We start from the raw sequence: 25,520 nt of genomic DNA, 5'->3' as shown, positions 1-25,520 counted from the left end.
CGACGATTCGAACCCAAAAGGAAAGTACCGCTGGGCATCATGGCTCCACGCTCAAACGCAACAACCCACTTACCTCCACAGGAGAACCGCCATGAGCCGCATCACCCATCTGTCCCTGGAACAAGCCCCCGAAGCCTCCCGCCCGCTGCTGGAAGCCGTAAAGAAAGGCCTCGGCCGGGTACCCAATGCCATCGCCACCCTGGCCCATTCGCCCGCCGCACTGGGCGGCTACCTGGCGCTGACGCAAGCGCTGCAGAAATCCTCACTGAGCGCCGCCGAAAGCGAGGTCGTGGCCCTGGCCGCGTCCCAGGTCAACGGTTGTGACTACTGCCTCGCCGCGCACAGCCTGTTCGCCAGCAAGGTCGGGCTGACCGGACAGGACATTCGCAACGCCCGAGATGGCCGCCTCAACGCCGTGGCTGTGCTTGCCCGGCAGATCACCGAGAACCGCGGGCTAATCGCCGACGGCTACCTGCAGGCGGCACGCGATGCCGGCCTGAGCGACGCGAAGATCGTCGACATCGTGGCCCAGGTCGCCGCGCTGACCCTGACCAACTACCTGAACAACCTCGCCAAGACCGACCTCGACTTCCCCGCGGTCGAGGCCTGAGCAGGAGCAAACGCCATGAAGCAAGTGAGCCTGTACACCAGCGACCACTGCCCCTATTGCCGCAACGCCAAGGCGCTGCTCGAACGCAAGGGCGTGAAGGCCATCGAATACAACGTCGCCAGCGACCCACAGCTGCTGCGCGAAATGCTGGCCCGCACCGGACGCCGCACCGTGCCGCAGATCTATATCGGCGAGCACCACGTCGGCGGCTTCGACGACCTCGCGGCCCTGGAGCACAAGGGCGAGCTGGATGCGTTGTTGCACTAGCACGATGCCTGGCGGCGGATAACCCCCTCGGGGTTATTCGCCCTACCAAAGCCGCCGCAGGCGGCTCTTAGGCTTCCAGAGAAACATCCACGCACTCCAGACCGCCCCTTACAGGAGGCCGAGCTAATCCAACGCAGAGGAGAACGAAAAAGCGGGCCAAAAGGCCCGCTTTCTTATTCATCCCGGAATCGGCTACTCCACCAATTCCCCGCACATGTCCAGGGCGAACCAGCGCTCCGCCTCGGCCACGTCCAGCCCCGCGCCCAACAGGGCGAAGAGCTTGCCAAGGGCCGCTTCGCGGGTCATGCCACCACCGGACACCAGCCCTGCATCGCGCAGGCGGCTGCCGGCGGCGTAGATGTCGAAGACCACGCTGCCTTCATAGCACTGGCTGATCGCCGCGAGCAGCACGCCGCGCTTGCGTGCCGCGCCCAGGGCGTCGAGCAGCGCCTGGTTGTCCGACGGGCCGGTGCCGCTGCCGTAGCACTCCAGCAATACAGCCTGAACGCCACTCTTGAGCACGGCGTCGAGTTGCTCGGCCTGCAGGCCGGGGAACAGCGGCTGTACCGCTAAACGCACCGGTTGGCGCGGCTGGTTGTAGCGCAGTTGCTGGGGAATCTGCTCCGCGCGCACGCCGTGGCGGTCACGGTGCGGTTCGCAGAAGGAGTCGAAGGCTTCGCTGTGACGCTTGGTGACCCGTGCGCCGTGCAATTGCTGGCCTCCGAAGAAGACCTGTACGCCGGAGACTTCGCCGCGCCCCAGCGCATCCAGAGCGCCACCGAGGTTGGCCCAGGCATCGCTGCCAGGCGCGCCGGCCGGCAGCATGGAACCGGTCAGCAGGACTGGCACGTCAAGGCCAAGCAGCAGGAAGGACAGCGCCGCCGCGGTGTACGAAAGGGTGTCGGTGCCGTGCAGCACGAGCACGCCGTCATGGCCGCCCTGGTCCACCGCCTCGACGATGGCGTCACGCATGGCCAGCCAATTGGACTGCTGCATGTTGGCGCTGTCGAGCAGCGGCTGCATTTCCTGCAGGCGCCAGGCGAAGGACGGGGTGCGGCCGCTGTCGGCCAGCCAGCCGCGCATGCGCGCCTCGAAACCGCTCGCCGGGGCCAGGCCTTCGGCGGTCTGCAGCATACCGATGGTGCCGCCGGTATAGAGGACGAAGAGGTTCTGTACTGCACGCATGTCGGGGTCCTGCGGATTCTTGTTATCGGGTACGAGCCGGCCGCGAGGCCGGCTCGTACCTGGCCGTCAGCGGTGCGTCTGCGGCAGGCCTACAGGCTCTTCGCGCTCGGCTTCGGCTTGCTGGCCGGCCGGCCAGGCATTGCGGTCCAGATCGAGGTCGGCGAACTGCGCCGAGTCGAACACCGGCTGATCGATGCCGGCACTGCGCTGAGCATCGTAATCGCGCATCACCCGCAGGCCAACCTTGAACAGCAGCGCCAGGGCCAGCAGGTTGACGAACGCAAGGCAGGTCATGGTGATGTCGGCGAAGGCGAACACGGTGGACAGGTTCTGCACCGAGCCCCAGACGATCAGCGCCAGGACCAGCGCGCGGTAACCGATCAGCACCAGGCGGTTGCGGGTCAGGAACTGCAGGCTGTTCTCGCCCAGGTAGTAGTTGTAGAGGATGCAGGTGAAGACGAAGAGCGACAGGGCGACGCTGACGAACAGGCGGCCCCAGTCACCGACCACCGCGGCCAGGGAGTTCTGGGTCAGGGTGATGCCATCGCCTTCGAAGCCCGGGGTGTAGAAGCCCGAGAGCAGGATCAGCAGCGCGGTGCAGGTGCAGATGACGAAGGTGTCGAGGAACACGCTGAAGGCCTGGACCACACCCTGCGCGGCCGGGTGGCGCACAGCGGCCACGGCGGCGACGTTCGGCGCGCTGCCCAGACCCGCTTCGTTGGCGAACACGCCACGCTTCACGCCCATGACGATGGCGCTGCCCAGCAGGCCGCCGAAAGCAGGCTCGAGGCCGAAGGCGCTCTTGAAGATGGTTTCCAGCATGGCCGGCACGTGTTCGATCTGAGTGCCGATCACGTACAGGGTCACGCCGATGTAGGCGAGGGTCTTGACCGGTACCAGCAGGTCGGACACCGATGCGATGCGCTTGATGCCGCCAACGAAGACGATGGCCAGCAGCACAGCCAGGGCGATGCCGGTGTGCTGCGGGGCGAAGCCGAAGGCGTTCTGCAGCGAATGGGTCACGGTGTAGGACTGCAGGCCGTTGAAGGCGAAGCCGTAGGTCACCAGCAGCAGGACGGAGAACACCACCGCCATGGTCTTCAGCTTCAGGCCGTGCTCGATGTAGTAGGCCGGACCGCCGCGGTACAGGCCGTCACCGTCGGCGCGCTTGTAGACCTGCGCCAGGGTGCACTCGAAGAAGCTGCTGGACATGCCGACCAGCGCGGTCACCCACATCCAGAACACCGCGCCCGGGCCGCCCAGGGTCACGGCGATGCCGACACCAGCGATGTTGCCCGCGCCGACGCGGCCGGCGAGGCTCAGCATCAGGGCCTGGAAGGAGCTCAGTTGCCCAGCCTGGCCGCGGATCGACTCCTTGAACACACCGAACATGTGGCCGAAGTGGCGGAACTGGACGAAGCGGGAACGCAGCGTGAAGTAGCTGCCGAGTCCGACGATGAGGACGATGAGCACCTTCCCCGAGAGGAAGTCGTTGAGCGCGTCGAGCATGGGTGTGACCTCGATTCTTGTTCTTCGGATGGGAAGAGAACCGCCCGGTCCCGGGTCGGGCCTGGCGATGGCGGGCAAGGTTGGCCAAGGCAACGGTTTGTGACAATTTCGCGTCTTGCTCGGTTTTGATGCGACCTGATGCTAGAATCGCATCATTCGCATCACCCCCGGACCGTGCCATGTCTGACCATCTGGTCGAGAATCTCAAGCTCGCCTGCAGCCACTACCGCTCAATTTCCGAGGTCTGCCGGCAGCTGCAGATCAATCGCGGGCAGTTCAACAAGTACCTCAACGGGCAGAGCCGCCCCACTCCGTACAACCTCAAGCGCATAGGCGATTTCTTCGGTGTCGAGGACTACGAGCTGGGCCTGCCGCCGGAGCAGTTCGCTCGCCTGATCGGCGCGCGCGGCGCCGTCCGGGCCGCCGCCCAGCGCCAGGATCCGCTGATGGAAATGCTGCGCCCGCTGCGCGAGCAGGCCGGCAATCTGTCGCGCTACTGCGGCTACTACTTCGAATATTCCAACTGCATGTCGGTGCCCGGCTCGATCCTGCTGTCGCTGGTGCACCTGTGGGAGGAAGACGGCAACTTCCTGTTCGAGCGCCAAGAGCGCCAGGAACGCTCCAGCAGCACCAACGTGCAGGCCGAGGACTGGGTGCGCTGCCGCTACCTGGGTGCGGCCTTCCAGCTGCAGGACCGGGTGTTCCTGATCGACTACGAGTCGCTCACGGTCAACGAGATGAGCCAGACCATCCTCATCCCCAGCTTCAAGAGCCGCATCACCCGCCTCAACGGCCTGAAGACCGGCGTCTCCAGCGGCGACCGCCGCACCCCGGCGTGCACCCGCGTGGTCTGGGAGTACCTGGGCCCGGAAATCAACCGCATCAGCGCCTACCGCCAGGTCAAGCTGTACCGTCCGGACGATCCGCGCATCGACGACGACGTCCGCGAACGGCTCGACGTCGGGCCGATCTACAACGGTCTGTTCGAGATCGAGTGAGGCGCGGGGCGACCGAACCGCGCGCGGGCGTCAGGAACAGCTGCCGGTCTCGGTCCTGGTGACATAGGCACGCCCGGTCGCGCTGACCGTGACTACCCGTTCCTGCGAACCCGCCGTGGGTGTCGCGCGGCAGACCGTGATGCTCGCCTGGGTGCTGCCCACTCCCGAGGGTTGGAAGTCGATACGCGCGACGCTGGAGGTGACCTTGTAGCCTGTCGGCGCCGCTGCGTGGGCCTGGATGACGGTCGAGCCGACGACAACGATCCAGCCCTGCTCCCAGCCGCCGGAGCCGCAAGTGCTGCCGTCAGTGGACACGCACATGCTGGCCACGGCGTTGCGCTTGATCGCCTCGCTACGCCCGACCACGGCACCGGCCACCAGGTCGTTGGCACTGGCGCTGAGCTTGCCGGCCACGGTGGCATCGTTCAGCGACGGCACCGCGATCGAGATCAGGATGGCGGCCACGGCGATGGTCACCATCAGCTCCACCAGGGTGAAGCCGCCGGCCGCCCGGCGATTCTGCACTGCCATGCCGCGCTCCTATCGCTCGATGTTCCAGAAGACCCAGGACTTGGGCTGGTTGGTCCCCGGCGGTGGCGGCGGGGTCTTGGCCTCCAACGGCGAGTCGGGGTTGGCGCCGATGATGAAGGGCACCGTCGCGCCATTGTCCAGGGTCACCATGCCGGCCACCGGCGAGGGCGGCAGGCCGCCGCCGGCGATCACCCCGTAGCGATCGGTATAACCCGCCGCGTTCTGGTAGTTGATGTTGTAGACGCGCGCCGTGCCCAGACCGGTGCAACTGGTTGAGCTGGCTACCTGAGGCTGGTGGGTACTGAAAGTGATGGTGCCGTAGACCAGGATCGACGAGGTCACCACCTGTTCGGTCGAGGCCAGGCCCAGGTACCAGCCCTTCGGATAGGCCGCCAGCTCGGTGCTGGTCGGCGTGGCCGTGGTGGTGATGGGCAACAGCGAGGCATTGCAGATCAGGTTGGCGCCACAGACTCCAGATTCTGCAGCCAGCCAGGTGGCATCGCCGGGCTTGTCGTACAAGGTGTAGAAGCGGTTCGCCACGCTAGCCGCCGAGGTATAGCTGAGCAACGGCTTCTCGCGGTCGCCGGAGCCCAGCATGATCAGGTACTGGCCGTTGTAGAGCGACACGTCCGGGCCGAACATGAACTTGCGATTGGCCGTGCAACTGCTCTGCGTATCACAGCCCAAGGAGGCGATCTTGGTCAGTGTCCAGCCGCTCGGGGCGGTGCTGCCGATGGCCGTGTTGGCGCTGTTGCCGGAGATCCGGTAGACGTTGCCGCCCAGGTCGGACGCATAGCCATAGACGGCCATGCCGCTGTTGTCGGAAATCATGGTCACGTCGCCGACCACGCCGCGATCAGTGGTGAAGGTCTTCAGCAGCGCGCCGGTATCGGCATCCACCACGTAGATCTTGTTGCCTTTGCTGGTCGAGGTGCAGGTGTTGGGATCGGCGTCCTCGCACTTATCGTAGCCACCGCCCATGACCAGCAGCGCGGAAGCGCCGCCGTTGTACCCGGTGGCCTTGAAGGGAACCGGCGTCGACCAGGTCTGGCCGATACCCTCGAAGCCAGTGCTGCAACCGGTGTCGTCGCCCAGGCTGGGGCAGCCCAGGCGCCACTTCAGCGAGGGTGTCCCGGGAGTGGTCACGTCGAAGGCATACAGCTGTCGTCCGCCGCGGCGCATGGTGGCGTAGATCCAGCTGGTGCTGCCCTGGCGCACCGCGGTGACGGAACCGTCCATGCCATAGGATTTCGGCTGCGGCGTAGGGGTGCCGGTCGTGTGGCCCGGGAAGCTGATGCTCACCGTGTTGTCGCGCAGGCGCTTGATGCTCGGATAGAACTCCGGCGGCATGAACGACCACAGTTCGGTGCCCGCGCCGAAGGTGCCGAAACTGGTTGTGCGGTTGCCGTTGACGGCACGCAGGAGCCCGTCGTTGCCGCCGTAGAAGACCACCACCTGGGGCAACGTACTGCTGCCGAAGTTGAGCGCGACCGGACGCGAGTGCACGACATCGCCATGGACCGACGAGCGCACTTCGGTGAGGTTGGCGTTGAGGTTTTCGTCCAGATTGTCCGCCCCCGCTGCCCAGTTGATCAGGCTGGTGCGCTCGGTGGCGTCGGCGGCCCCCAGGGCGGTCTGGGTGATGTCCGTGTTGGCGTCGTTGAAGTTGGTCAGCGCGGTGCAGCCGCTGGCCGTGCAGGTTTTCACGTTCCGGCTGCCGCCCTGGCGCAGGATATAGGCCTGAGCGCCCTTTTCGACGATGTTGCCGTCCGGATAGTTGGAAACATCCGCACCTGTGATCTGCAAGCAATCAGTCTGCGGCTTGAAGGCCCAGTACGTATCTTTCGTCGAGGGCGTCCAGAAGCTGCGCGCGCACTCGGTGATGAAACCCTTGGTGTTGTTGATCGCGCTCGCGCCATCGGCATCCAGGGTCTTCAACACCCCATCGATGTTCCCCAGCTTGTACTGCTTGAGGTTACCGGCCCAGCGCGGGAAGGAATCCTGGTCGGGACGGAACATGCCAATGAACACCTGGTTGAGGTAGGTGCTCTGGGTGTTCACGCTGACGGGCAGGCTGACCGAGGCGAACACGCTGTTCTTCGACTGAATCTCGGAGAATATGGCGTTCAGGGCGTCGGCGATCTGGGTGCCCGAGGAGGTCACATCGAAGTACTTGCCGCTGCTGACGTTGGCCATGCTCTTGAGCAACGCGGTCCAACCCGGTCCCTGCCCCGTAGTGACCTTGTTGACGTCCACGGTGTAAGTGGTGATGCCGAGGCTGCTCTTCTTCATGAAGCGAGCCCACTCGTCAGCGAAGTTGTCTTGTGAGCCGCTGGGCGAGATCGGGACGGCGGTAATGCTGCCGCCCGCAGCCGCCAGTGCGTCACTCGCCTGCTGGTTATCGCTGTTGCTGTCCTGCGTGGCGCCGTTGCTGATGAAGATAATGAAGTTCTTCGCGCAGCCGGTGACGATTGGGTTGTTGTAGCGAGTCCCGGCCATCGCTGAAAGAGCATTGCCAGTCAGTGCGTAGATATCGGTAGAGGCGGTGCTACCAAAGGTGTTGCCCGTGTAGTCCGTCTTGGCCTTCTGATTGCCGGCATAAGGAACGCCAGCGGAGTAGTAGAGCCAGGCCTCCTCCATGGTCTTGGCGGCCTTACCACTGTTCGACTTGTCGGCAATGCTATCCAGGCTGTTAACCAACGCCTGGTACTTGGTCTTGGTGCTGGAATCCAGGAGGCGGATGGCCGCGCGAACATAGGCGCCATCGTTACCGCTGTTGCTGCTTGAGGTGGTCGTGGTGGTAGTGCCACCGCCACTGCTGCCGCTATTACCCTTGCCGTTGCCGCTACTGCCACTGGTGCTAGTGCTGCTACTGATGCTGCTTGTTCCCGTCTCGGTGAACATCATCAGGCCAACGCGGAATTTATCTACTGGCAGGGCATTGATTACCGATGCAAGCGCAGCCTGCTCATTGGAGAAAGGCGAGGTCCAGTTCCCGGTGTTGTCCAGGACGATCAGCACGTTCGGCGCATCGGCCGAATTCGGCGGCGTGCCGACGAAGAGATCGATGTCCTCGGCTCGGGCAGTACCCTGCAGCAGCAACAGGGCGCAAAGAGCGAACAGGCGGCGCATAGGAGCGCTCTTGGGATTGGTCTTCGTCATTTCTCTGCCCTCGCCCATCACGGACAAACCAGGTTTTTCTGTGCATCACTGAGCTGCACGCGCACGCCGGAACGCACTTTCACCGCCGCACCGCTCACCGCATCGTTGACCGTGGCATCCAGGTCCCAGACGGTGTTCCAGTTGGTGGCGCTCATCCCAGGCAGATTCAAACTCGTCGGCCCATTCGGCGAGCTGGTCGTGGCCCGCATGCACACCGGCGCAGCCATCGACACCGTGTAGTCGGTCGTACCGTCGTTATTGAGGTCGACAGCGATCTGTTCAGCAGTGGGCGCTGCCGTAAACGAAGAACTGAGCACCTGCTCGATGCCGACGTTGGCGGCGGCGATGGCCTCGTTGCGGAATTGCATGTTGCCCACCGCCTTGAGGTTGGAACCGCTGAGGGTGTAGGCGCTGCCCACCATCAGCATCAGCATCAGCAGCATCACCAGGGCGATCACCAGGGTCGCACCGCGCTGGCTGGCGGGGTTCGCGTTCAGGCTCATGGTGTCTGCCTCCGCCGCGACACGTTCACCAGCGTTGCGCCGGAGGTGAACAGGTGACGCTTGTAGCCATCGGTGAAGGGGCCGAGCGTGGCGCCGCCCAGCACGTAAGTCTTGTCCGAGCTGTAGCCCGGCGTGGCCGAGCGGCCGCGAACCAGCACATAGAGTTTGGCATCCACCACGCTCATCAGATTGTCCACGCCGCAGGAGGCCGCACCGCAATGGACGAAAGTGTCCGCCGAGCCGTCGCCGCGGTTGGTGGGAGTCGTCTTGGTGTCGGGGTCGCTCCAGTTCACCGCGCTTTGATAGCTCGTGGCGGTGAGCGTCGCACCGGATCGGCTGACGTTGTCGACCCCCAGTTCGATGCGGAAGGCTTCGACGCCTTCGATCAGCGGCACGGCCGCCTGCTGGCTGTTCCCGTCGAGTTGCGAGCGCATCAGTGTGGGAATGCCGTCGCCGGGCGTCACGGCATAGTCACGGATGTAATAGATGTTGTTGACGAACTTGCGCCGCTCGGCAACGGTTGCGCAGTCGCGCTGGTGCATGGTGAAGCCACCGCTTCCCAACACGTAGGACGCGGTATCGGTGTCGCAGAAAGACGGCTGGAAATACACCTTGCCGGCCGCCAGCGCATCGCAGGTGCCCACGCCCGGCGAGCAGGTATCGGCATGGCGGATCACCACCACGTCGCTGTTGGCCGCCAAGTTGGTAACGATCGCCGAACACCCCGAGGGCACGCCCGAATAGGTCTGCAGTGCAATGCCGACGGCATTGGTCTTGTCCTGCGCCGTCCAGCTGGAAATATCTGCGCAAACCGGCGCCAACGCAGTGGGCACATCACCGGGCACGGAGGTCAGAGAGAGATCGTCGAACGCCGGTATGAATCCATTCCAGAAGCCGGCATGGGCCAGGTCTTCCTGCAGCACCTGGATGGCGAAGCGGCCGTTCTCGATCAACGAGTTGGTGTTGGCCATGTCGTCGTTGGAGCGACGCAGGTTCAGGTAGAGGGTCAGTACCCCGACCATGATCAGCAGGCTGATGGTCATCGCCACCATCAGCTCCACCAGGGTGAAGCCGCTTTCTCTATGACGATGGCTCCTCATAGCGTGGCCACCCGAACGACGGTGGTGACCACGCGTCGGCACAAGTCGCCGCTGCAGCCATTGCCGCCGGTGTACGCCCCGGCGCCACAGGTGACGCTCGCCGGCGGGGCGGAGATCGGGCTCATGCCCTGCCAGGCCACGGTGATCAGGTACTGGTTGCTGCCCAGCGACTGGATGCAGCCGCGTCCGCCCAGCATGGCCCCTGCCTTTACGTTGCCGCCGCCGAGCTCGGCCGCTCCCTGCAGGTTGTTGCACCAGTCGGCGATGTCTGCCTGCTGGCGCGTACCGCTGCTGGTCGGGCAGCTCGCCCCGGTGCTGACCGCCGCAGTGGTGCCCGTCACATAGCTGGCGGCGTTTTTCGGGTTTGCCGTCATCCGGCTGGAAATATCGTTGAGCAGCAGCAGCGCCTGGGCCCGCTGGTAGGACTCCATGTCTGACAACTGCATGCGCGCCTGCAGCTTGGCCAGCCCAAGGAGGCCGAAGGAAATGATCAGGATGCTGACCAGCAACTCGATAAGGGTGAAACCACGCTGTCGAGAGCATTCCATGTTGGTCACCACTTGCTCGACGGCGTCTTGGTGCCGTCGCTGGTCAGGGTCAGGTTGCCGTCGCTGGCCTGCGAGCCGGAGGGGGTGAAGGTGATGGTGAAGGTGGGCGGCGAGCCGCTGCCAACGGTGACGTCATAGCTATAGTCGCTGGCCACTTCGCTGGGGAGGGAATAGCCGCCAGCCTCCAGCGCGGATTTGCTCGCATAGGCCCGGTTGGCGAGCAGGTACTGCTGCTCCCGGTTGGCGATGTCCATCATCTGCGCCTGGGCGCCCGAGCGCTTGCCCCGAATGATGTATTGCTGGTAACTCGGATAGGCGATGGCCGCCAGAATGGCGACGATCGCAGCAACAACCATCAATTCGATCAGGGTGAAGCCCTGCGACCTTTTGCGCATGATGCATACTCGCGAGTGAGTACCACTTCAAATCAACTCTATTGCCAAAGTGGCGTTCTGCCACTCCATTGCTCAGATATTTATCACCGCCTGTCGACGGCCACATCTGAACGAGAATCGACTCGCCCAATCCGACTAATGCGAAAGTTACGAAGAGCAATCGCCTTAATCGCAAAAAAATCCTGCGAGCCAGGCAGCCCGCAGGATTCATGAAAAATCTAATCGAACTTTCAGCTCCAGCTCAATGTCTACAAGAAGTAAATTTCATATATCGAGTCACACTAACGAAAATTATATTTTTCGCCATTAACGCGGATCATTCATGTCGTCAAACAGGCGACAAAAATATGTGAAAAAATTGTTAATAAAAAGCAGTGCGATAACTTTATAAATTCTTCTAAAACTTAAAACGAAGACTTCTTATTTGCACTTACCAACGAGTTTCCGCGCAACTCGACTGGCACGGCGCAGACCAGGTGGGCCAGAAATGAGATCCATCGGCCAAACCGACACGCCGCTTCAGCGGGCTCCTCGCCCCCTCTACCGCTAATCCACTGACGGTCGGTCGCCAGCCAGCAATATCGCGGCACCAACGCCTAGTCCCGCCTCCCCCCCCGCCCCGCTCGTCGGCCAGCGCCAAGCCGAGCCTGACCGCCAACCGGCCTTTACTAAGCTTCTCAGTTCGCCGTGGAGCGCCTCGGAGTAAGCAGTGGACGCCAGTGGTACGGCCCTTCTCGACAACTGGCCCGAGGACATACCGCATGAGCATCGTGAAAGCGAAAGACGGCACCGAGATTTTCTACAAGGACTGGGGCAGCGGCGCGCCCGTGGTGTTCTCCCACGGCTGGCCACTGACCGGCGACGCCTAGGACGCACAGATGCTGTTCCTGGTGCAGAAGGGTTACCGCGTGATTGCCCACGACCGCCGCGGCCACGGCCGCTCGGCGCAACCTGCTCAGGGCAACGACATGGACACTTACGCCGACGACCTGGCGGCGGTGATCCAAGCGCTGGATCTCAAGGGCGCGACCCTGGTCGGGCACTCCACCGGCGGCGGCGAGGTGACGCACTACATCGGCCGTCACGGCACCAAGCGGGTGGCAGGCGCGGTGCTGATCGGCGCGGTGCCACCGATCATGATCAAGAACGCCGACAACCCCGGCGGCCTGCCGCTGGAGGTGTTCGACGGCATCCGCAAGGGCGTGCGGGAAGATCGCTCGCAGTTCTTCAAGGACCTGGCGCTGCCCTTCTACGGCTACAACCGCCCCGGCGCCAAGGCCTCCCAGGGGGTGATCGACAACTTCTGGCTGCAGGGCATGCTCGGCGGCCACCTTGGCCAGTACCTGTGCATCCACGAGTTTTCCGAGGTCGACTACACCGAGGACCTGCGCAAGATCGACGTGCCGACGCTGATCCTGCACGGCGACGACGACCAGATCGTGCCCATAGACGCGGCCGGCCGGCGCTCTGCCGAGATCGTCCGCAACGCCACCCTGAAGGTCTACAAGGGCGGCTCCCACGGCATGTGCACGACGCAGGCCGACCAGGTCAACGAAGACCTGCTGGCCTTCCTCAACCGCTGACGACGACGGCGGGCGCACGTGGCGCCCGCCCTCCTCTGCCATGTGGCTTAGCGCGAACCCGGAGCGGTCGGCGCGATCTCGCCGCGCTGCCATTGCGCTTCGCGGCTGGCCAGGGCCTGGCTGATGTCGCTCAGCGAATCGGACTTGAGGGTGTCCGGCAGCGGGTCGAGGCCCACGCTGCTGAACACCTGGCCGTAGGCGTTGCGCAGTTCAGCGTAGGCCAGGTCGCGCTGCAGGTCGGCCTGCAGGTTGTTCAGCTCGCCCTGGATCAGCTCCAGCTCGCCGATGCCCTGGGCGCTGTGGCGGTTGCGCAGCTCCTGGGTGATCTGCCCGTCGAGGCTGGCCAGCTCTTCGCTGGTCTGGAACTGCCGGCGCGCTTCCTGGTAGTTGGCGTTGGCCACGTAGAGCTGCGCGAGAACCGCCATCGACAGCGCCTGACGGCGTGCGGTGGAGAGCTCTTCGCCGGCCTTGGCGACCTTGATCGCCGCCGGGCCGGACATCACGTTGAACAGGTTCCAGGTCACCTTCACGCCGTAGTCGGCCCAGCTCTGGTTGACCATGTAGCTGTTGCTGTCGTAGTGGCCGCCGGCGGAGAACTCCAGGCCCGGCAGCAGGCGCAGCATGGCCTTCTTGGTCTCGGCGGCGCTGATGCGGGCCTGGTAGTCCTGCTCGCGCAGTTCCGGGCGCGAGGCCAGGGCTTCGCGTTCCAGGCTGTCCATGCCGACCTTCAGTTCCGGCACCGGATAATCGTCAGCCGGCATTGCCAGCTTCAGCTCGGTGCCCGGCGCCAGGTTGATCAGGGTGGCCAGCTCGGTCTTGGCCAGCGACAGCGCTTTACGTTGCTCTTCCAGCTGACGGGTCGCCTCGATCAGCGAGCGCTGGTAGTTCATCGCCTGCACCGGGTCGCCGATGCGCTGGTTGCCCAGTTGCTGGCTGTCCTTGCGGGCCTGGTCGACGCGGCTCATCAGGCCGTCGATGCGGCCCAGCAGTCGCTCGGCGGCAACGGCGCGCCAGTAGGCCGAACGCACGTCCTGGACGATGGTCTGGCGCACCTTGCGCCGGCGTTCTTCGACGATCAGCTTCTGGTCGGCCTGCTGTTTGGCGCTGACGTAGCTGACACCAAAGTCGAGCACGTTCCACACCATGGTCAGGTCGGCGACGTCGCGGTCGCGGTCCTGCGAGGTGGACGGTTCCAGCGACTGCTGGCCGGTGCGCACGGATTTGCTGCTTTCGGCGCTGACGTTGTTGCGCCCGGCGTAGCCGGCCGAAGCGGCCATGCGCGGTAGCATGTCGAAGGTGGCGAGTTCGACCTGGCGCTGCGCCAGGGCCTGCTCCATCACCTTCAGGCGGCCTTCGAGGTTGTACTTGATGGCGCGCGCGGTGGCGTCGTTCAGGGTCAGCGGCGCCTGCAGCGGCTCCTGCGCCTTGAACATCTGCGCCATGTCGTCACGGGCGCGCTGCTCGCTCGCTGCGCGCGTGATCGGATCAGTAGTCACGGCGCAGCCGCTGATGGCCAGCGCCAGCAGGCTGACGCTGAAGAATCGGAAATGCCTGTTCATTGTGTTCGAGCCGCCCCCTGTACGGCTTCGGTTAATCCCTTTCCCCGCCACCCTCAGCTTGCCGGCCGTTCCTGACCGAGTTCGCCGAAGGCCTTCGCCAGGTCCGCGACCTGGCGCTGTTCGCGCTGATTCATCTCATGCAACTGCTGCCCGAGGCCGGGCGCGGCGAAGGCGCCATGCAGCCCCCCGAAAACATTGCCGCCGCGGTGGTCGAACGCGGACAGCGCTTCCTCCGTCCCTTGCTGGGCAGCGTCGAATACCGACGACAAGGTGCTGGTAGCGAATACCCCGGCATCGCCGCCGCCGAAACCGAGGAAGCCCATCCCTGCCCCATCGCCATGCCCGCTGCTGCTGGCATTGGAGAAGATCAGGGCGAACTGGCTCTGGCTCGGAGCCTCGCGGAACAGGCTGGTGAAGGCCGACTGCGCCTGACCGAGGTTGGAGCTGTCCAGAAGCGGCGGCATACCCAGCACCGGCGGACCGGCGTGTTGTAGCGGTGACGGCACGAACGGCCCATTGCTGGGGCTGCCGCTATTCACGATGACAACCGGGCGCGTACCCTGGTCGGTGCGGAACTGCGGATCGCCGTCACTCAGCGAGCCCTGCACCAGTACCCCAGCGGTGGACGGCAGAGCGCCCAGCTGCAGGCTGGCGGCGTTGCCCACGGCGTCGGACAGGCGTCCGCCGTTGGTGAGGATCTGGTCGCCCAGCTGGATGCCGTCGTTGTCCGCCTGGCCGGCTTGCACGGTATAGGCGAACACCAACTGTTGCGTGCCGGAGCCGGAGACGTAGTTCGCGTATGCGGTACCGCCCTGTGCCAGGGTAATGGCGATGCGCGGCACGCCGCCGCTGGTGTCCACCACCACGGCTTCGTTGTAGTCGACGGTGAACTGCAGGCTTTGGCCGACGCTGTAGCGACCGTCGGCCGGCACCTGCACGCCGTTCACCTGCGGGCTGCTGTGGTCCAGCGCATAGGCCGGGCCTTGCAGGCCCTGCTGCAGGGAATTGCCGGCACGGTCCTGCACCTGGTTGTCGGCGCGCAGCGACAGGGTCAGATTGCCGTCGCCGCCGACATTGCCGACGGTGACCCGCCAGGTCTGGTCGTGGAGTCGGGTCACCGAGAGGATCTGCCCGTTGGCCGTGCCCGTGGCCTGCAGGGTGAAGGAAGTCGCCGCCAGTCCGTCGACCCGCTCGGAGAAGCTGACGTCGAAGTCGACCGTCCCGGCGTTGCTCGGCGACGGATTGGCCCGCACGAGGGTGGTGGCCGTGGGTGCGGTGGTGTCGACCAGCACGGAGCTGGTGTCGCGAACGTTACGCAGCCCCGCTTGCAGGTCATTGCCCGCGGCGTCGCGGAGGGTACTGCCGTTGCTCTGCAGCGAGAGAATCTGGATCCCGTCGGCGTCGTTGTCGCCCGGCTGGATCTGGTTCTGGAACTGCAAGGTAGTTGCGGAACCGGAAACGTAGTCCGCATAGACGGTGCGCCCTCCGATATCCAGTGCCAGGCGCGGTGCGCCGCCGCTGGTATCGAGGGTGATCGGCTCGTCGGTATCGACGGTGAATGTCAGTACCTGGCCGGCCTTGTAGTCGCCCGCGGCAATCGCAGTGACGCTGCTTACCTGCGGCGCACGGGTGTCGACCTGCACGCCCGAGGGATCGGCAACGTTGTTCAGGCCCAGCGCCAGCGCGTTACCGGCGACGTCGTGCAGGCTACCGCCGTTGGCGTCCAGGCCCAGCACGGCGATGCCGTCGGCGTCGTTGTCGCCGGCCTGCACCTGGTATTGGAACACCAGGGCCGAAGTGCCGGAGCCGGAAACGTAGTTGGCATAGACGGTCCGCCCGCCGATATCCAGGGCCAGGCGAGGAACGCCGCCGAGGGTATTGAGGGTGATCGCCTCGCTGGCGTTGACGGTGAAGTCGAGCAACGCGCCAGCCTTGTAGTCGCCTGCCGCCGGCACGCTGACGCTGGCGACGGTCGGCACCGTGGTGTCGACCAGCACGGCTGCGGTGCTGCCCACGCTGTTCAGCGTAGTGACGGCGTCGTTGCCAACCGCATCGCGCAGGCTGCCGCCGTTGGTCTGCAGCGCGCCCACGGTGATGCCGTCGGCATCGTTGTCGCCAGCCTGGACCTGGTACTGGAAGACCAGGGCCGTGCTGCCCGAGCCGGAGACATAGTTGGCGTAGACGGTCCTCGAGCCGATGGTCAGCGCCAGGCGCGGCGTGGCACCCGAGGTGTCGACGGTCACGGCTTCGCTGGCATTGACGGTAAAGCTGAGCAGGTCGCCGGCACGGTAGTAACCGTTGGACGGCACCGCGACCGAGGTCACGTCGGGAGCCGTGTGGTCGAGCGTATAGACCCCGCCCTGCAGGCCGCCGGACACTGGGTTGCCGGCGAGGTCGGTGATGCCCGTGCCGCTGGCATTGAGGTCCAGGCGCAGGGTGCCGTCGCCGCTCACCGAACCGATCAGCACGGTGTAGGTGCGCGCGTCGATCTGGGTGACGGAGCTGATGCTGCCGGCAGCCGTGCCGGTCCCCACCAGGGTGAAGTCGCTGGCGTCCACGCCGCTCACCGCCTCGTCGAAGGTGACGGTGTAGTGCAGCGAGGTGGCGTTGTTGCTCGCCGCCTCGACGCGGGCGATGCCACTGGGGGTCGGCGCTACGCCATCGACCAGCACCCCGGCGGTCGAGCCGACGCTGTTCAGCGTCGTCACCGCAGCGTTGCCGGCCAGGTCGCGCAGCGCGCCACCGTTTAGCTGCACGCTGGAGCCCAGGCTGACGCCATTGCTGTCGACCTGGCCGCTGGCGAGCACCAGACGGAAGGTCAGCGCCGAAGTGCCGGAACCGGCGAGGTACTGGGCACGAACAGTGCCACCCGTATCCAGGGTCACGTCGATGTACGGCGTGCCACCGCTGGTGTCTACCGTAACGTTCTCGCTGTAGTTGACGATGAAGTCGAGGTTGCCGCCCGCCGGGTAGGTACCGTTGGCGGGCACGGAGACGCTGCTCACCGTGGGCGCCACGCCGTCGATGACGATGGCCTTGTTGGCACCCAGCGAACCCGCTGCGCCCGGGCTGGCCAGGGTCAGGATCGCATCGTCGCTGGTGGCGTTGCGGATGGTGGCGCCATTGAGCGACAGCGCCGAGGTCGAGGCGAAGTCGAGGTCGGCGCTCTGGTCGCCTGCCTGCACCGTGTAGGTGAATATCAGCGTATTGGTGCCATTGCCCGACTGGTAGGTCGCGGTTCGATCGGTAGCACCGGTCTCCAGCAGCAGGGTCGGCGAACCGCCGGAGGTATCGACGTTCACCGCCTGGTCGAAGGTGACAGTGATGGAAATGGTATCGCCGACCTTGTAGGCGCCGTTGGCCGTGGTCGCGCTGACGCTCAGCACCGACGGGTTGACCAGGACGTCGACGGCGTGGGTCGCCGCCGCGCTGGTCTTGCTACCGTCGTTGACCGCGAAACTGATGGTACGGGTCGCGGCATTGGGAGTGCTCGAACCGTTGGAGTAGGTCACCGCCTCCAGCGCATTCTGCCACTGCGCCAAGGTCGCGGTGGCGCCGGCCGAGCTCAGGGTCATCACGCCCGTGCCGACGTTGTAGCTGGCCACGATGTTGCCGAAAAGGGCCGAGTTGCTGTTGGTGAACGCCAGCAAATCCTCCCCACTGTGGAAGTTGCCGGTAATCGCCACCGTGGCAGTGGCAAGGGTGGTGTTGTCCAGGTCGCTGACGGTGATGCCGCTGTCGATCGCGACCGGAGCACCGCCCTTGGTGAAGACGCTGCTGCCGCTGCCGGCGGTGACGATGGGCGTCTGGTCGACGGCGCTGACCGTGATCGTCCGCGTACCGACGTTGCTGCCATCGGTGCCGTCGTTGACCTGGAAGCTGACGGTCCGCGTGGCTGTGTTCGGGGTCACAGCGGTATCGGTGTAGGTCACCGAGCGCAGCGCCGCCTGCCATTGCGCCAGGGTGGCGCTGGCGCCGGCCGAGGTCAGGGTCAGCACCCCGGTCGCCGCATTGAAGCTGGCGGCGATGTTGCCCATGGTGCTGCCGTCGTTGACGAACGACAGCACGTCTTCGCCGGGGTGGAAGTTGCCGGTGATCGAAATCGTGGCGCTGGCCAGGGACGTGTTGTCCAGGTCGCTGATGGTGATACCGCTGTCGATCGCGACGGGCGTGCTGGCGGTGTTGTCGCCGGCGACGAAGGCCGCGCTGCCGCTGTCCACGCCCAACACCGGCGTATCGTTGGCCGCCGTGACGCTCACCGTCCGGGTTACCGGTGCACTGTCTTTGCTGCCGTCGTTGACCGAGAACCCGATGCTGCGGTTGCCGGTGTTCGGCGAGTCGGATGTGTCGGTATAGGTCACCGCGCGCAACGCGGCCTGCCATTGCGCCAGGGTGGCGTTGGCGCCGGCTGAGGTGAGGGTCAGGATGCCAGTCGCCGCGTTGTAGCTGCCGACGATGTTGCCCATGGTGCTGCCGTTGTTGGTGAACGACAGCACGTCTTCGCCACTTTGGAAGTTGCCGGTGACGGCGACGGTGGCGCTGGCCAAGGTGCCGTTGTCGAGGTCGCTGACGGTGAGCCCGCCATCGATCACGACGGGCGTACTGGCGGTGTTGTTGGCCTCGGTGAACGCCGCCGTGCCGCCGCTGGCGGTGAGTACTGGCGCATCGTCGACTGCCGTGACGCTGACCGTCCGGGTAGCGGCCGCACTGGTCTTGCTGCCGTCGCTCACGCTGAAACTGACGACGCGACTGGCCGTGCTGGGGGTATCGGAGGCGTTGCCGTAGGTGACCGCGCGCAACGCGGCCTGCCATTGCGCCAGGGTGGCGTTGGCGCCGGCTGAAGTGAGGGTCAGGATTCCAGTCGCCGCGTTGTAGCTGCCGACGATGTTGCCCATGGTGCTGCCGTTGTTGGTGAACGACAGCACATCTTCGCCACTTTGGAAGTTGCCGGTGACGGCGACGATGGCGCTGGCCAAGGTGCCGTTGTCGAGATCGCTGACGGTCAGGCCAGCGTCGATCACCACCGGCGTGCTGGCCACGTTGTCGCCCTCGGTGAAGGCGCTGGTGCCGCCGCTGGTAGCGAGAATCGGCGTCTGGTCGGTGGCGGCCACGGTGACGGTACGCGAGGTCGCGACACTGTCGGCGGCACCGTCGTTGACCGTGAAACTGATGGTCCGGGTGCTGGTGTTCGGCGTTATCGCTGTATCGGTATAGGTCACCGAGCGCAGCGCGGCCTGCCATTGCGCCAGGGTTGCGCTGGCGCTGGCCGAGGTCAGGGTGAGGATGCCGGTCGCCGCGTTGTAGCTGGCGGTGATGTTGCCCATGGTGCTGCCGTTGTTGGTGAACGACAGCACGTCCTCGCCGGAATGGAAATTGCCCGTGATCGCCACGGCGGCGCTGGCCAGCGTGGTGTTGTCGGGATCGGACAGGGTGATGCCGCTGTCGATCGCCACCGGCGTGCTGACGCTGTTGTCGCCGGCGACGAAGGCGGCACTGCCGCCGCTGGCGGTGACCAGGGGCGCATCGTTGACCGCGGTCACGCTGACTGTCTTGGTGGCGGCCAGGCTATTGGTGGTGCCGTCGTAGACCGTGAAGCTGACGCTGCGGTCGGCGGTGTTTGGCGCGTCAGAGGTATCGGTATAGGTGACGGAGCGCAGAGCCGCCTGCCATTGCGCCAGGGTTGCGCTGGCGCTGGCCGAGGTCAGGGTCAGGACGCCGGTCGTGGCGTTGTAGCTGGCGAGGATGTTGCCCATGGTGCTGCCGTCATTGCTGAACGCCAGCACGTCCTCGCCGATGTGGAAGTTGCTTGTGATGCTGACCGTGGCCGATGCCAAGGTCGTGTTGTCGAGATCGCTCAGGACCAGACCGGCGTCGATAACCGCGGGAAGGTTTTCGCTCGCCGCTGTGGCGCCGCCGCTGGCCGTGGCGATCGGGGTGTCGTCGACGGAAGTGACGCCTACCGTCCGGGTCGCGGCATTGCCGGTGGCGGTGCCGTCGTTGGCCGCGAAGCTGAGGGTGCGGGTGGCTGTATTAGGCGACTCGGAGCTGTTGGTGTAGGTGACCGCGCGCAGCGCAGCCTGCCATTGCGCCAGCGTCGCCGAGCCGGCCGAGGTCAGGGTCAGCAAACCGGTCGCCGCGTTGTAGCTGCCGACGATATCGCCCATGGTGCTGCCGTCGTTGCTGAACGCCAGCACGTCTTCGGCGCTATGGAAGTTGCCGGTGATGGCGACGGTGGCACTGGACAGCGTTGGGTTGTCGAGATCGTTTACCGTTATGCCGCTGTCGACGACCACCGGAGTGCTGGTGGCGTTGTTGCCTTCGACGAACGCCGTGGTGCCGCCGCTGGTGGTCACTACCGGGGTGTCGTCGGTGCTGGCGACGGTCAGCGTCTTGCTGGTGACGGCGCCGTCGCTGCTGCCATCGTTGACGGTGAAACTGACGGTGCGATTGCCGGTGTCGGGCGTATCCGAGGTGTCGGAATACGTGACCGCGCGCAACGCCGTCTGCCATTGCGCCAAGGTGGCGGACCCACCGGCGGAGGTCAGCGTCAGCACGCCGGTAGCGCTGTTGTAGCTGCCGACGATGTTGCCCATGGTGCTGCCGTTGTTGGTGAACGACAGCACATCCTCGGCACTGCGGAAACCGCCGGTAATGCTGACGGTGGCGCTGGCCAGGCTGGTGCTGTCGAGGTCGCTGACGGTGATACCGCTGTCGACGGCCACGCTCGCGGTGACGTTGTTACCCTCGACGTAGGCGGTGCTGCCGCCCGATGCCGTGGCGATCGGCGTGTCGTTGACGGCGGTCACGCTGACCGTCTTGGTCGCGGAATTGCTGTTCCGCGTGCCGTCGTTGGTCACGAAACTGATGGTACGGCTGGAAGTATTCGGCGTGTCGGAGGTATCGGTATAGGTGACCGAACGCAGCGCGGCCTGCCACTGCGCCAAGGTCGCGCTGGCGCCGGCCGAGGTCAGGGTCAGCACGCCCGTGGCGCTGTTGTAGCTGCCGACGATGTTGCCCATGGTGCTGCCGTTGTTGGTGAACGACAGCACATCTTCGGCGCTGTGGAAGTTGCCGGTGACGCTGACAGTGGCACTGGCCAGGGAGGTGTTGTCCGGGTCGGACACGGTGAAGCCGCTGTCGACAACCACCGGAGTGCTCACGGTGTTGTTGCCTTCGATGAAGGCAGTGGTGCCGCCGCTGGTGGTATTGGTCGGAGCGATATCCGGACTCCAGCTCGAATCGACCGTACCGGCGCCCGCCGTGGTCAAGTTCTCGTTGCCGGTGTTGGTGCCCGAGCCTGCCGACCCCGTCGCCTGCCCATGCTGCGCGCCCCCACCAGCGCCTCCCTGACCGTAGTTCTGCTGCCCGGAGAGCAGGTTCACGGAAGTGCTGTCGTAATGCAGCGTGCCCTTGTTGAGGATGCCGCCGACGCCGATACCTCCATTGGCACCGGCTACCGAGTAACTGCTGCCCGCCCCGCCACCGCCGGCCCCCAGGTTTTTCGTGATGGAGGTGGTCGCCACATAAAGGGTGGCACCACTGGCGATATAAATACCGCCTGCTGCATTCCCCCCCGTTCCTACGCTAGCGGCCAGCGATGCGCCGGAGCCCGCGCCACCGCCACCGATGTAGCCACTGCCGGCGCTTCCCGCCCGTCCGCCACTCCCGCCGGCGGCAAATCCGGTATTGGCTGCACCGCCTGTGCCCCCGCTGGTATTCCCGCCCTTGCCGACGTAATTCACGCCGTTGGAAATACCCACGTAGAAGCCGCCACGTCCACCGACGCCGCTGCCACCGGATTGCCCCGCGTAAGCCGGACTGTAGTTGCCCCCGCGAGCACCACCGACGCCGTTGAACCCGCCCCCGCCCCCGCCACCGTAACCGTAGCCCGCGCCTCCACCGTTGCCGCCACCCCCTGCGGCAGCGTTGGCCGTGACACTCGAATGCGTCAGGGTAACCGTACCGCCCGTGACGGCGAGACCTGCGCCCAGGGCGTCCTTGCCGTTGACCGAGTTGTAGTCACCCCCGTTGCCCGAGAGCAAGCCCCCGGTCAGCACCAGGCCGTCGAGCTTGACGGTGCCGGTGGTGATCACCAGAACGCGGCTGGTCTGGTGCGCATCGATAGTGACGTCGGCCGTGCCATTTCCATCGATATCGCCCTCGATGGTGAGACTCTTGCCGATACTGAGCTGGCCGCTGCTCAGGTTTACCGTCATCGCACTGCTGAAGGTAATGGTGTCGCCAGCCTGGGCGCTGGCAATGGCGTTGCGTAGCGTCCCGGCACCGCTGTCGGCATTGCTGGTCACGGTGATGATCGCCAGGTCGTGGCCATAGGCGGCCTCGGATGCCTGGGAAAGCACGGAGCGGGCTTCGATGTTGCCGGTGGTGACTTCCAGGTCCCAGTCCGAGCCGGCGCCGGTCCGGTCATTCGACGCTGCGACATCGCGCCCAGTAAGGCTCGCCAGCTCATCGACGAAGGTCTGCCCGCGCTCGCCCTGGGCGGTGCTGCAGGCGTAGACGAGGATGTCGCCGCCGGCCTGCATGTTAGCCCCGAGCTGGTTCAGCGAGGCGCCGTAGTCAGCGATGTTCTCCGCACTGACATAGCTGTTGCCCAGCCACAAGTCGCCGGCATTACCGTGGGCGATGATCTGCACTGAAGCGGCACCCGGATGCGCAGCCAGGTACTGCGCCATCTGCTGCACACCGTTGCCGTTGCGGTCGAGGAAGACCACGTCGGTATTCGACGCGACACCCTGCAGCAGTTGCTTGGCATCCTCAACGCGCGAGTCGACGAACACCACGTTGCGTCCACTGCCGGCCTGGGCGCCCTGCCCCGCATCGCTGCTGCGGACGTCGCCAGTGGCGGCGGCATGGCTGCTGTCGCTGTCCTTGCTATGCGTGGCCGCGGCGCCCTTGTCGGCGACGGCATCCTGGGTATCGGTCGGCTTGGCCGCTTCGCCGACGCTCGCGGTAACCGCGCCGTCGAACATCATGCGCGGCTCCAGCGCCATGATCAGCGTCGGCTGCACGCCCGGGGTTTCCTGTTGGCGGCGCACCGTCTCGCCGAACACGCGCTTCATCCATTGCATGGCATGTACCCTTTCGCTCCGGCAACTCGCAGGCCGGCGATGTTATTCAGTTGTTCTTGATGCGAATGACGTTGGCTGCACTGCCGCTGCCGTCTTCCCAGAAGGAAAGCTTGCTGTACTGTTCGAACAGGTCCGGCGGCAGCAGCGTGCGCCGCTCGCGCCGGGCCACCTGCGGACGCACATGGTGCAAGCCGGCCACGCCCAGGGATTCGTCGAAGTCCGGGGCGTCGTAGGACAGGTTGTCGAAGTCGTGTTCGAACCAGGGCTCGTCGATGAACTGGTAGACCAGGCGCATCACCTGCTCCGGGTTTTGCACCAGCAGGTCATAGTCGATCACCAGCAGCGAATCGGCCTGCTCGCCGTAATAGGCTTCCTTCAGCGCGCTCCAGGCGAATCCGACCAGGCGGTTGCGCTGGGCCAACGTCTCGACACGGCTGTACACCGAATTGCGCTCGCTGGCATCGGCGAACAGCTTGGTGTTCTCGAAGGGATTGGCGCGGAACAGCCGCTCCAGGCTGTCCATGATCCAGGCGACGTTGCGCACGCAGGCGATCACCTTGGACTGCGGGAAGAGTTCGCGCAGGGCTGGCAGATTGGCGCACCACAGGCGGTTGGTGTCGAACACCACCGACTTGTCGGCCTGGTCGGCGTAATAGGAATCGAACAGGCCGCGTAGCAGGTTGCGACGCTGCTCATGGGTGATCAGAGGCGCGAATTCGCTGCCGGCGCTGCAGTGCTCGCGCACGCTGCTGAAGAGTCCTCCCACTGGGCTCGACATGCCGGCGTGGAAGCGCGGGTTCTGCAGGAGGATAGCCGCCAGAAGGGTACTGCCGGAACGCGGCAAACCGGAAATGAAGTGGAATCCTGGCATCCTTGCGACACTACCCACTGGCACAATGCAATTAGCGCATGCTAAGTCAGCTAGGAATTTTCGTACAGTGCAATGCGCATAGTCATCGAAATATTCCGAAAACTTCTTCTGGCAAAAAAAGCCCGCTAGAGTGGCCCCCGGCCGGAGCGCCAGGCAGTACCGGTCCCATCACGCATAACAACGAAAGGACACAGCATGGAAGTATTCATCGGCACCATCATTCCGTTCGGCTTCAACTTCGCGCCCAGGGGGTGGGCAACCTGTTCGGGCCAGTTGCTACCCATCTCCCAGTACTCGGCCGTCTTTGCGCTGCTGGGCACCATGTACGGCGGCAATGGCCAGACCAACTTCGGCCTCCCCGACTTGCGTGGACGCACCCCGTTGAGCTATGGCCAGGGCCTTGGCCTGAGCAACTATGAGCTGGGCCAGGTCGGCGGCACGGAGAGCGTCACCCTGCTCTCCAGCAACCTGCCCCCGCACAGCCTCAACGTAAACGTGCAACTCGCCACTACCGCCAGTTCCCCTGCAAGTGTCCCCAGCAGCGCCAATAGCTATCTGGGCGCATCAGGCGGCGGCCAAGGAACAGCAACCATCTATTCCGACGCCCAGGGCGCAAACCCGGTCGCGCTGAAGGGCGCCAGCGCAACCTTCACCGGCGGCGGCGTGCCGGTGTCGATCCAAAGCCCCTTCCTGGCGCTGAACTTCTGCATCTGCCTGGAAGGCATCTTCCCTTCGCGCGACTGACCACGAGCCGGCGCCTGGCACACAGGCGCCGTTTCCGGAGCCTCACATGCTGGACCTGCTACACAGCGATCACTTCCGAGCCTTTCTCGACCAGTCCCTGACGCTGCAACTGCCTGACGGCAACACGCTGCCCATCGTGATCGACACGGTGACCCAGGCACCGCGTTCAGCCGTGCCCGGCAGCACTCGAATACCGTTCTGCGTGACCCTGCATAGTTCGGACCCCACCGACTTCGTGGATGGCCTCTGTTGCCTCGACCTACCCGGCACCGGCGCGATCCGCGACCTGTTCGTCACGCGCAACCCGCCGCTGGGACGCGACCCCAACCTGGCCTACTACAGCATCATTTTCAACTGAGCGGCGGACGCAGCGCCTCCGGCCACCACACCAGGCGCTCGGCCGCGATGTCACGCTGCTGCACTTCGAAACCCAGTTGCAGATACTGGCGCCGAGCCCCCTGGTTGCTGGCCCATACCACCGTGGTCAGTGCGCAACCGGCCTGCTCGGCGGCCTGCTGCAGGCCACGGATGATGGTGCTGCCGAAGCCCAGCCCGCGGGCTTCGGGCAGGAATGCAAGATAGAGGAGGCGTATTTCGCCCACCCCCGCCACGAAGACCAGCTCGCCAATGCGTGTGTCGATCCGCTCGATCACGTAGTGCTGGGCATCGGGAAACTGCTCGCCCAGCCCCGCCGCCTGGACTTGGAACTGTTGCTGGACGATGGTCTCGATGAGGTCCTGCTCACCATCGATCAACTGCAGTTCAGGTCGGGCCGAGCGATACAAGGCCTCGAGAAAGGCCTGGTCGGATGCCCGCGCAGGGCGCAGGCCAAGACCGCTGGAATGGAAATTGAGCATCGTCCGTTC

17 protein-coding genes and 1 pseudogene are annotated in these 25,520 nt (G+C 65.1%); 6 read left to right on the top strand and 12 right to left on the bottom strand.

Annotation, left to right across the window (positions count from 1 at the left end; genetic code table 11):
• Nucleotides 1-91: 91 nt before the first annotated feature.
• A complete protein-coding gene (locus ACA097_RS25255) occupies nt 92-610 on the top strand; it encodes a carboxymuconolactone decarboxylase family protein (protein ID WP_371366748.1) in 519 nt (172 codons plus the stop codon).
• Nucleotides 611-625: 15 nt separating this feature from the next.
• Nucleotides 626-877 (top strand): glutaredoxin 3, encoded by a 252-nt coding sequence (grxC, locus tag ACA097_RS25250; RefSeq protein ID WP_043253004.1) that lies wholly within the window; start codon nt 626-628, stop codon nt 875-877.
• 192 nt (nt 878-1,069) lie between these two features.
• Here the strand turns inward: grxC and ACA097_RS25245 are convergent, their stop codons facing one another.
• Both ACA097_RS25245 and ACA097_RS25240 read right to left on the bottom strand, forming a co-directional pair.
• Nucleotides 1,070-2,062 (bottom strand): asparaginase, encoded by a 993-nt coding sequence (locus ACA097_RS25245; protein ID WP_371366746.1) that lies wholly within the window; start codon nt 2,060-2,062, stop codon nt 1,070-1,072.
• Between the two features lie 66 nt (nt 2,063-2,128).
• Complete coding sequence (locus tag ACA097_RS25240; protein ID WP_043253008.1) at nt 2,129-3,571, bottom strand: sodium:alanine symporter family protein; 1,443 nt, start codon at nt 3,569-3,571, stop codon at nt 2,129-2,131.
• 179 nt (nt 3,572-3,750) lie between these two features.
• Between ACA097_RS25240 and ACA097_RS25235 the strand changes: the two genes are divergently transcribed.
• Complete coding sequence (locus ACA097_RS25235; protein WP_160287427.1) at nt 3,751-4,569, top strand: helix-turn-helix transcriptional regulator; 819 nt, start codon at nt 3,751-3,753, stop codon at nt 4,567-4,569.
• A gap of 30 nt (nt 4,570-4,599) precedes the next feature.
• Here the strand turns inward: ACA097_RS25235 and ACA097_RS25230 are convergent, their stop codons facing one another.
• From ACA097_RS25230 to ACA097_RS25205, 6 genes are read right to left on the bottom strand one after another with little or no spacing between them, the layout of a single operon-like run.
• Nucleotides 4,600-5,100, bottom strand: coding sequence for a GspH/FimT family pseudopilin (locus ACA097_RS25230; RefSeq protein ID WP_371366743.1), 501 nt, complete (start codon nt 5,098-5,100; stop codon nt 4,600-4,602).
• A gap of 9 nt (nt 5,101-5,109) precedes the next feature.
• Complete coding sequence (locus ACA097_RS25225) at nt 5,110-8,232, bottom strand: pilus assembly protein (protein WP_371366741.1); 3,123 nt, start codon at nt 8,230-8,232, stop codon at nt 5,110-5,112.
• 47 nt (nt 8,233-8,279) lie between these two features.
• Entirely contained in the window at nt 8,280-8,765 is a 486-nt protein-coding gene (locus ACA097_RS25220) for a hypothetical protein (RefSeq protein ID WP_371366739.1), read from the bottom strand.
• Complete coding sequence (locus tag ACA097_RS25215; RefSeq protein WP_371366737.1) at nt 8,762-9,865, bottom strand: PilW family protein; 1,104 nt, start codon at nt 9,863-9,865, stop codon at nt 8,762-8,764. The genes ACA097_RS25220 and ACA097_RS25215 overlap by 4 nt, the downstream gene beginning before the upstream one ends.
• Nucleotides 9,862-10,413, bottom strand: a complete 552-nt coding sequence (pilV, locus tag ACA097_RS25210) for a type IV pilus modification protein PilV (RefSeq protein ID WP_160287432.1) — start codon at nt 10,411-10,413, stop codon at nt 9,862-9,864. Before pilV ends, ACA097_RS25215 begins: the two co-directional genes overlap by 4 nt.
• Before the next feature lie 5 nt (nt 10,414-10,418).
• Nucleotides 10,419-10,808 carry a type IV pilin protein gene (locus ACA097_RS25205; protein ID WP_371366735.1) on the bottom strand — a complete coding sequence of 130 codons (390 nt, stop codon included), beginning with the start codon at nt 10,806-10,808 and terminating at the stop codon, nt 10,419-10,421.
• A 761-nt stretch (nt 10,809-11,569) separates the two neighbouring features.
• Between ACA097_RS25205 and ACA097_RS25200 the strand changes: the two are divergent.
• Nucleotides 11,570-12,391: pseudogene (locus ACA097_RS25200) on the top strand (alpha/beta fold hydrolase).
• Between the two features lie 47 nt (nt 12,392-12,438).
• Here ACA097_RS25200 and ACA097_RS25195 read toward each other — a convergent pair.
• From ACA097_RS25195 to ACA097_RS25185, 3 genes are read right to left on the bottom strand one after another with little or no spacing between them, the layout of a single operon-like run.
• Nucleotides 12,439-13,950, bottom strand: coding sequence for a TolC family protein (locus tag ACA097_RS25195; RefSeq protein WP_043253011.1), 1,512 nt, complete (start codon nt 13,948-13,950; stop codon nt 12,439-12,441).
• 53 nt (nt 13,951-14,003) lie between these two features.
• Entirely contained in the window at nt 14,004-23,039 is a 9,036-nt protein-coding gene (locus ACA097_RS25190) for a DUF4347 domain-containing protein (RefSeq protein WP_371366733.1), read from the bottom strand.
• A 46-nt stretch (nt 23,040-23,085) separates the two neighbouring features.
• A complete protein-coding gene (locus ACA097_RS25185; RefSeq protein WP_371366731.1) occupies nt 23,086-23,910 on the bottom strand; it encodes a sulfotransferase in 825 nt (274 codons plus the stop codon).
• A gap of 195 nt (nt 23,911-24,105) precedes the next feature.
• On the opposite strand from ACA097_RS25185, the gene ACA097_RS25180 reads away from it, so the two are divergent.
• Nucleotides 24,106-24,654: a phage tail protein gene (locus ACA097_RS25180; protein ID WP_371366728.1), complete on the top strand. Its 549-nt coding sequence runs from the start codon at nt 24,106-24,108 to the stop codon at nt 24,652-24,654.
• Between the two features lie 46 nt (nt 24,655-24,700).
• Nucleotides 24,701-25,012: a hypothetical protein gene (locus tag ACA097_RS25175; protein ID WP_043253013.1), complete on the top strand. Its 312-nt coding sequence runs from the start codon at nt 24,701-24,703 to the stop codon at nt 25,010-25,012.
• Here the strand turns inward: ACA097_RS25175 and ACA097_RS25170 are convergent.
• The gene (locus ACA097_RS25170) at nt 25,005-25,511 is read right to left on the bottom strand and encodes a GNAT family N-acetyltransferase (RefSeq protein ID WP_043253016.1); all 507 of its coding nucleotides are present in this window, start codon (nt 25,509-25,511) and stop codon (nt 25,005-25,007) included. The two genes, ACA097_RS25175 and ACA097_RS25170, sit on opposite strands and share 8 nt — an antisense overlap.
• Nucleotides 25,512-25,520 lie beyond the last annotated feature (9 nt).

Source organism: Pseudomonas sp. QL9 (genome assembly GCF_041409665.1).
GTDB lineage: Bacteria > Pseudomonadota > Gammaproteobacteria > Pseudomonadales > Pseudomonadaceae > Pseudomonas > Pseudomonas knackmussii.
The sequence above is the reverse complement of the archived record's forward strand: the minus strand, read 5'-3'. Positions and strand labels throughout refer to the sequence as shown.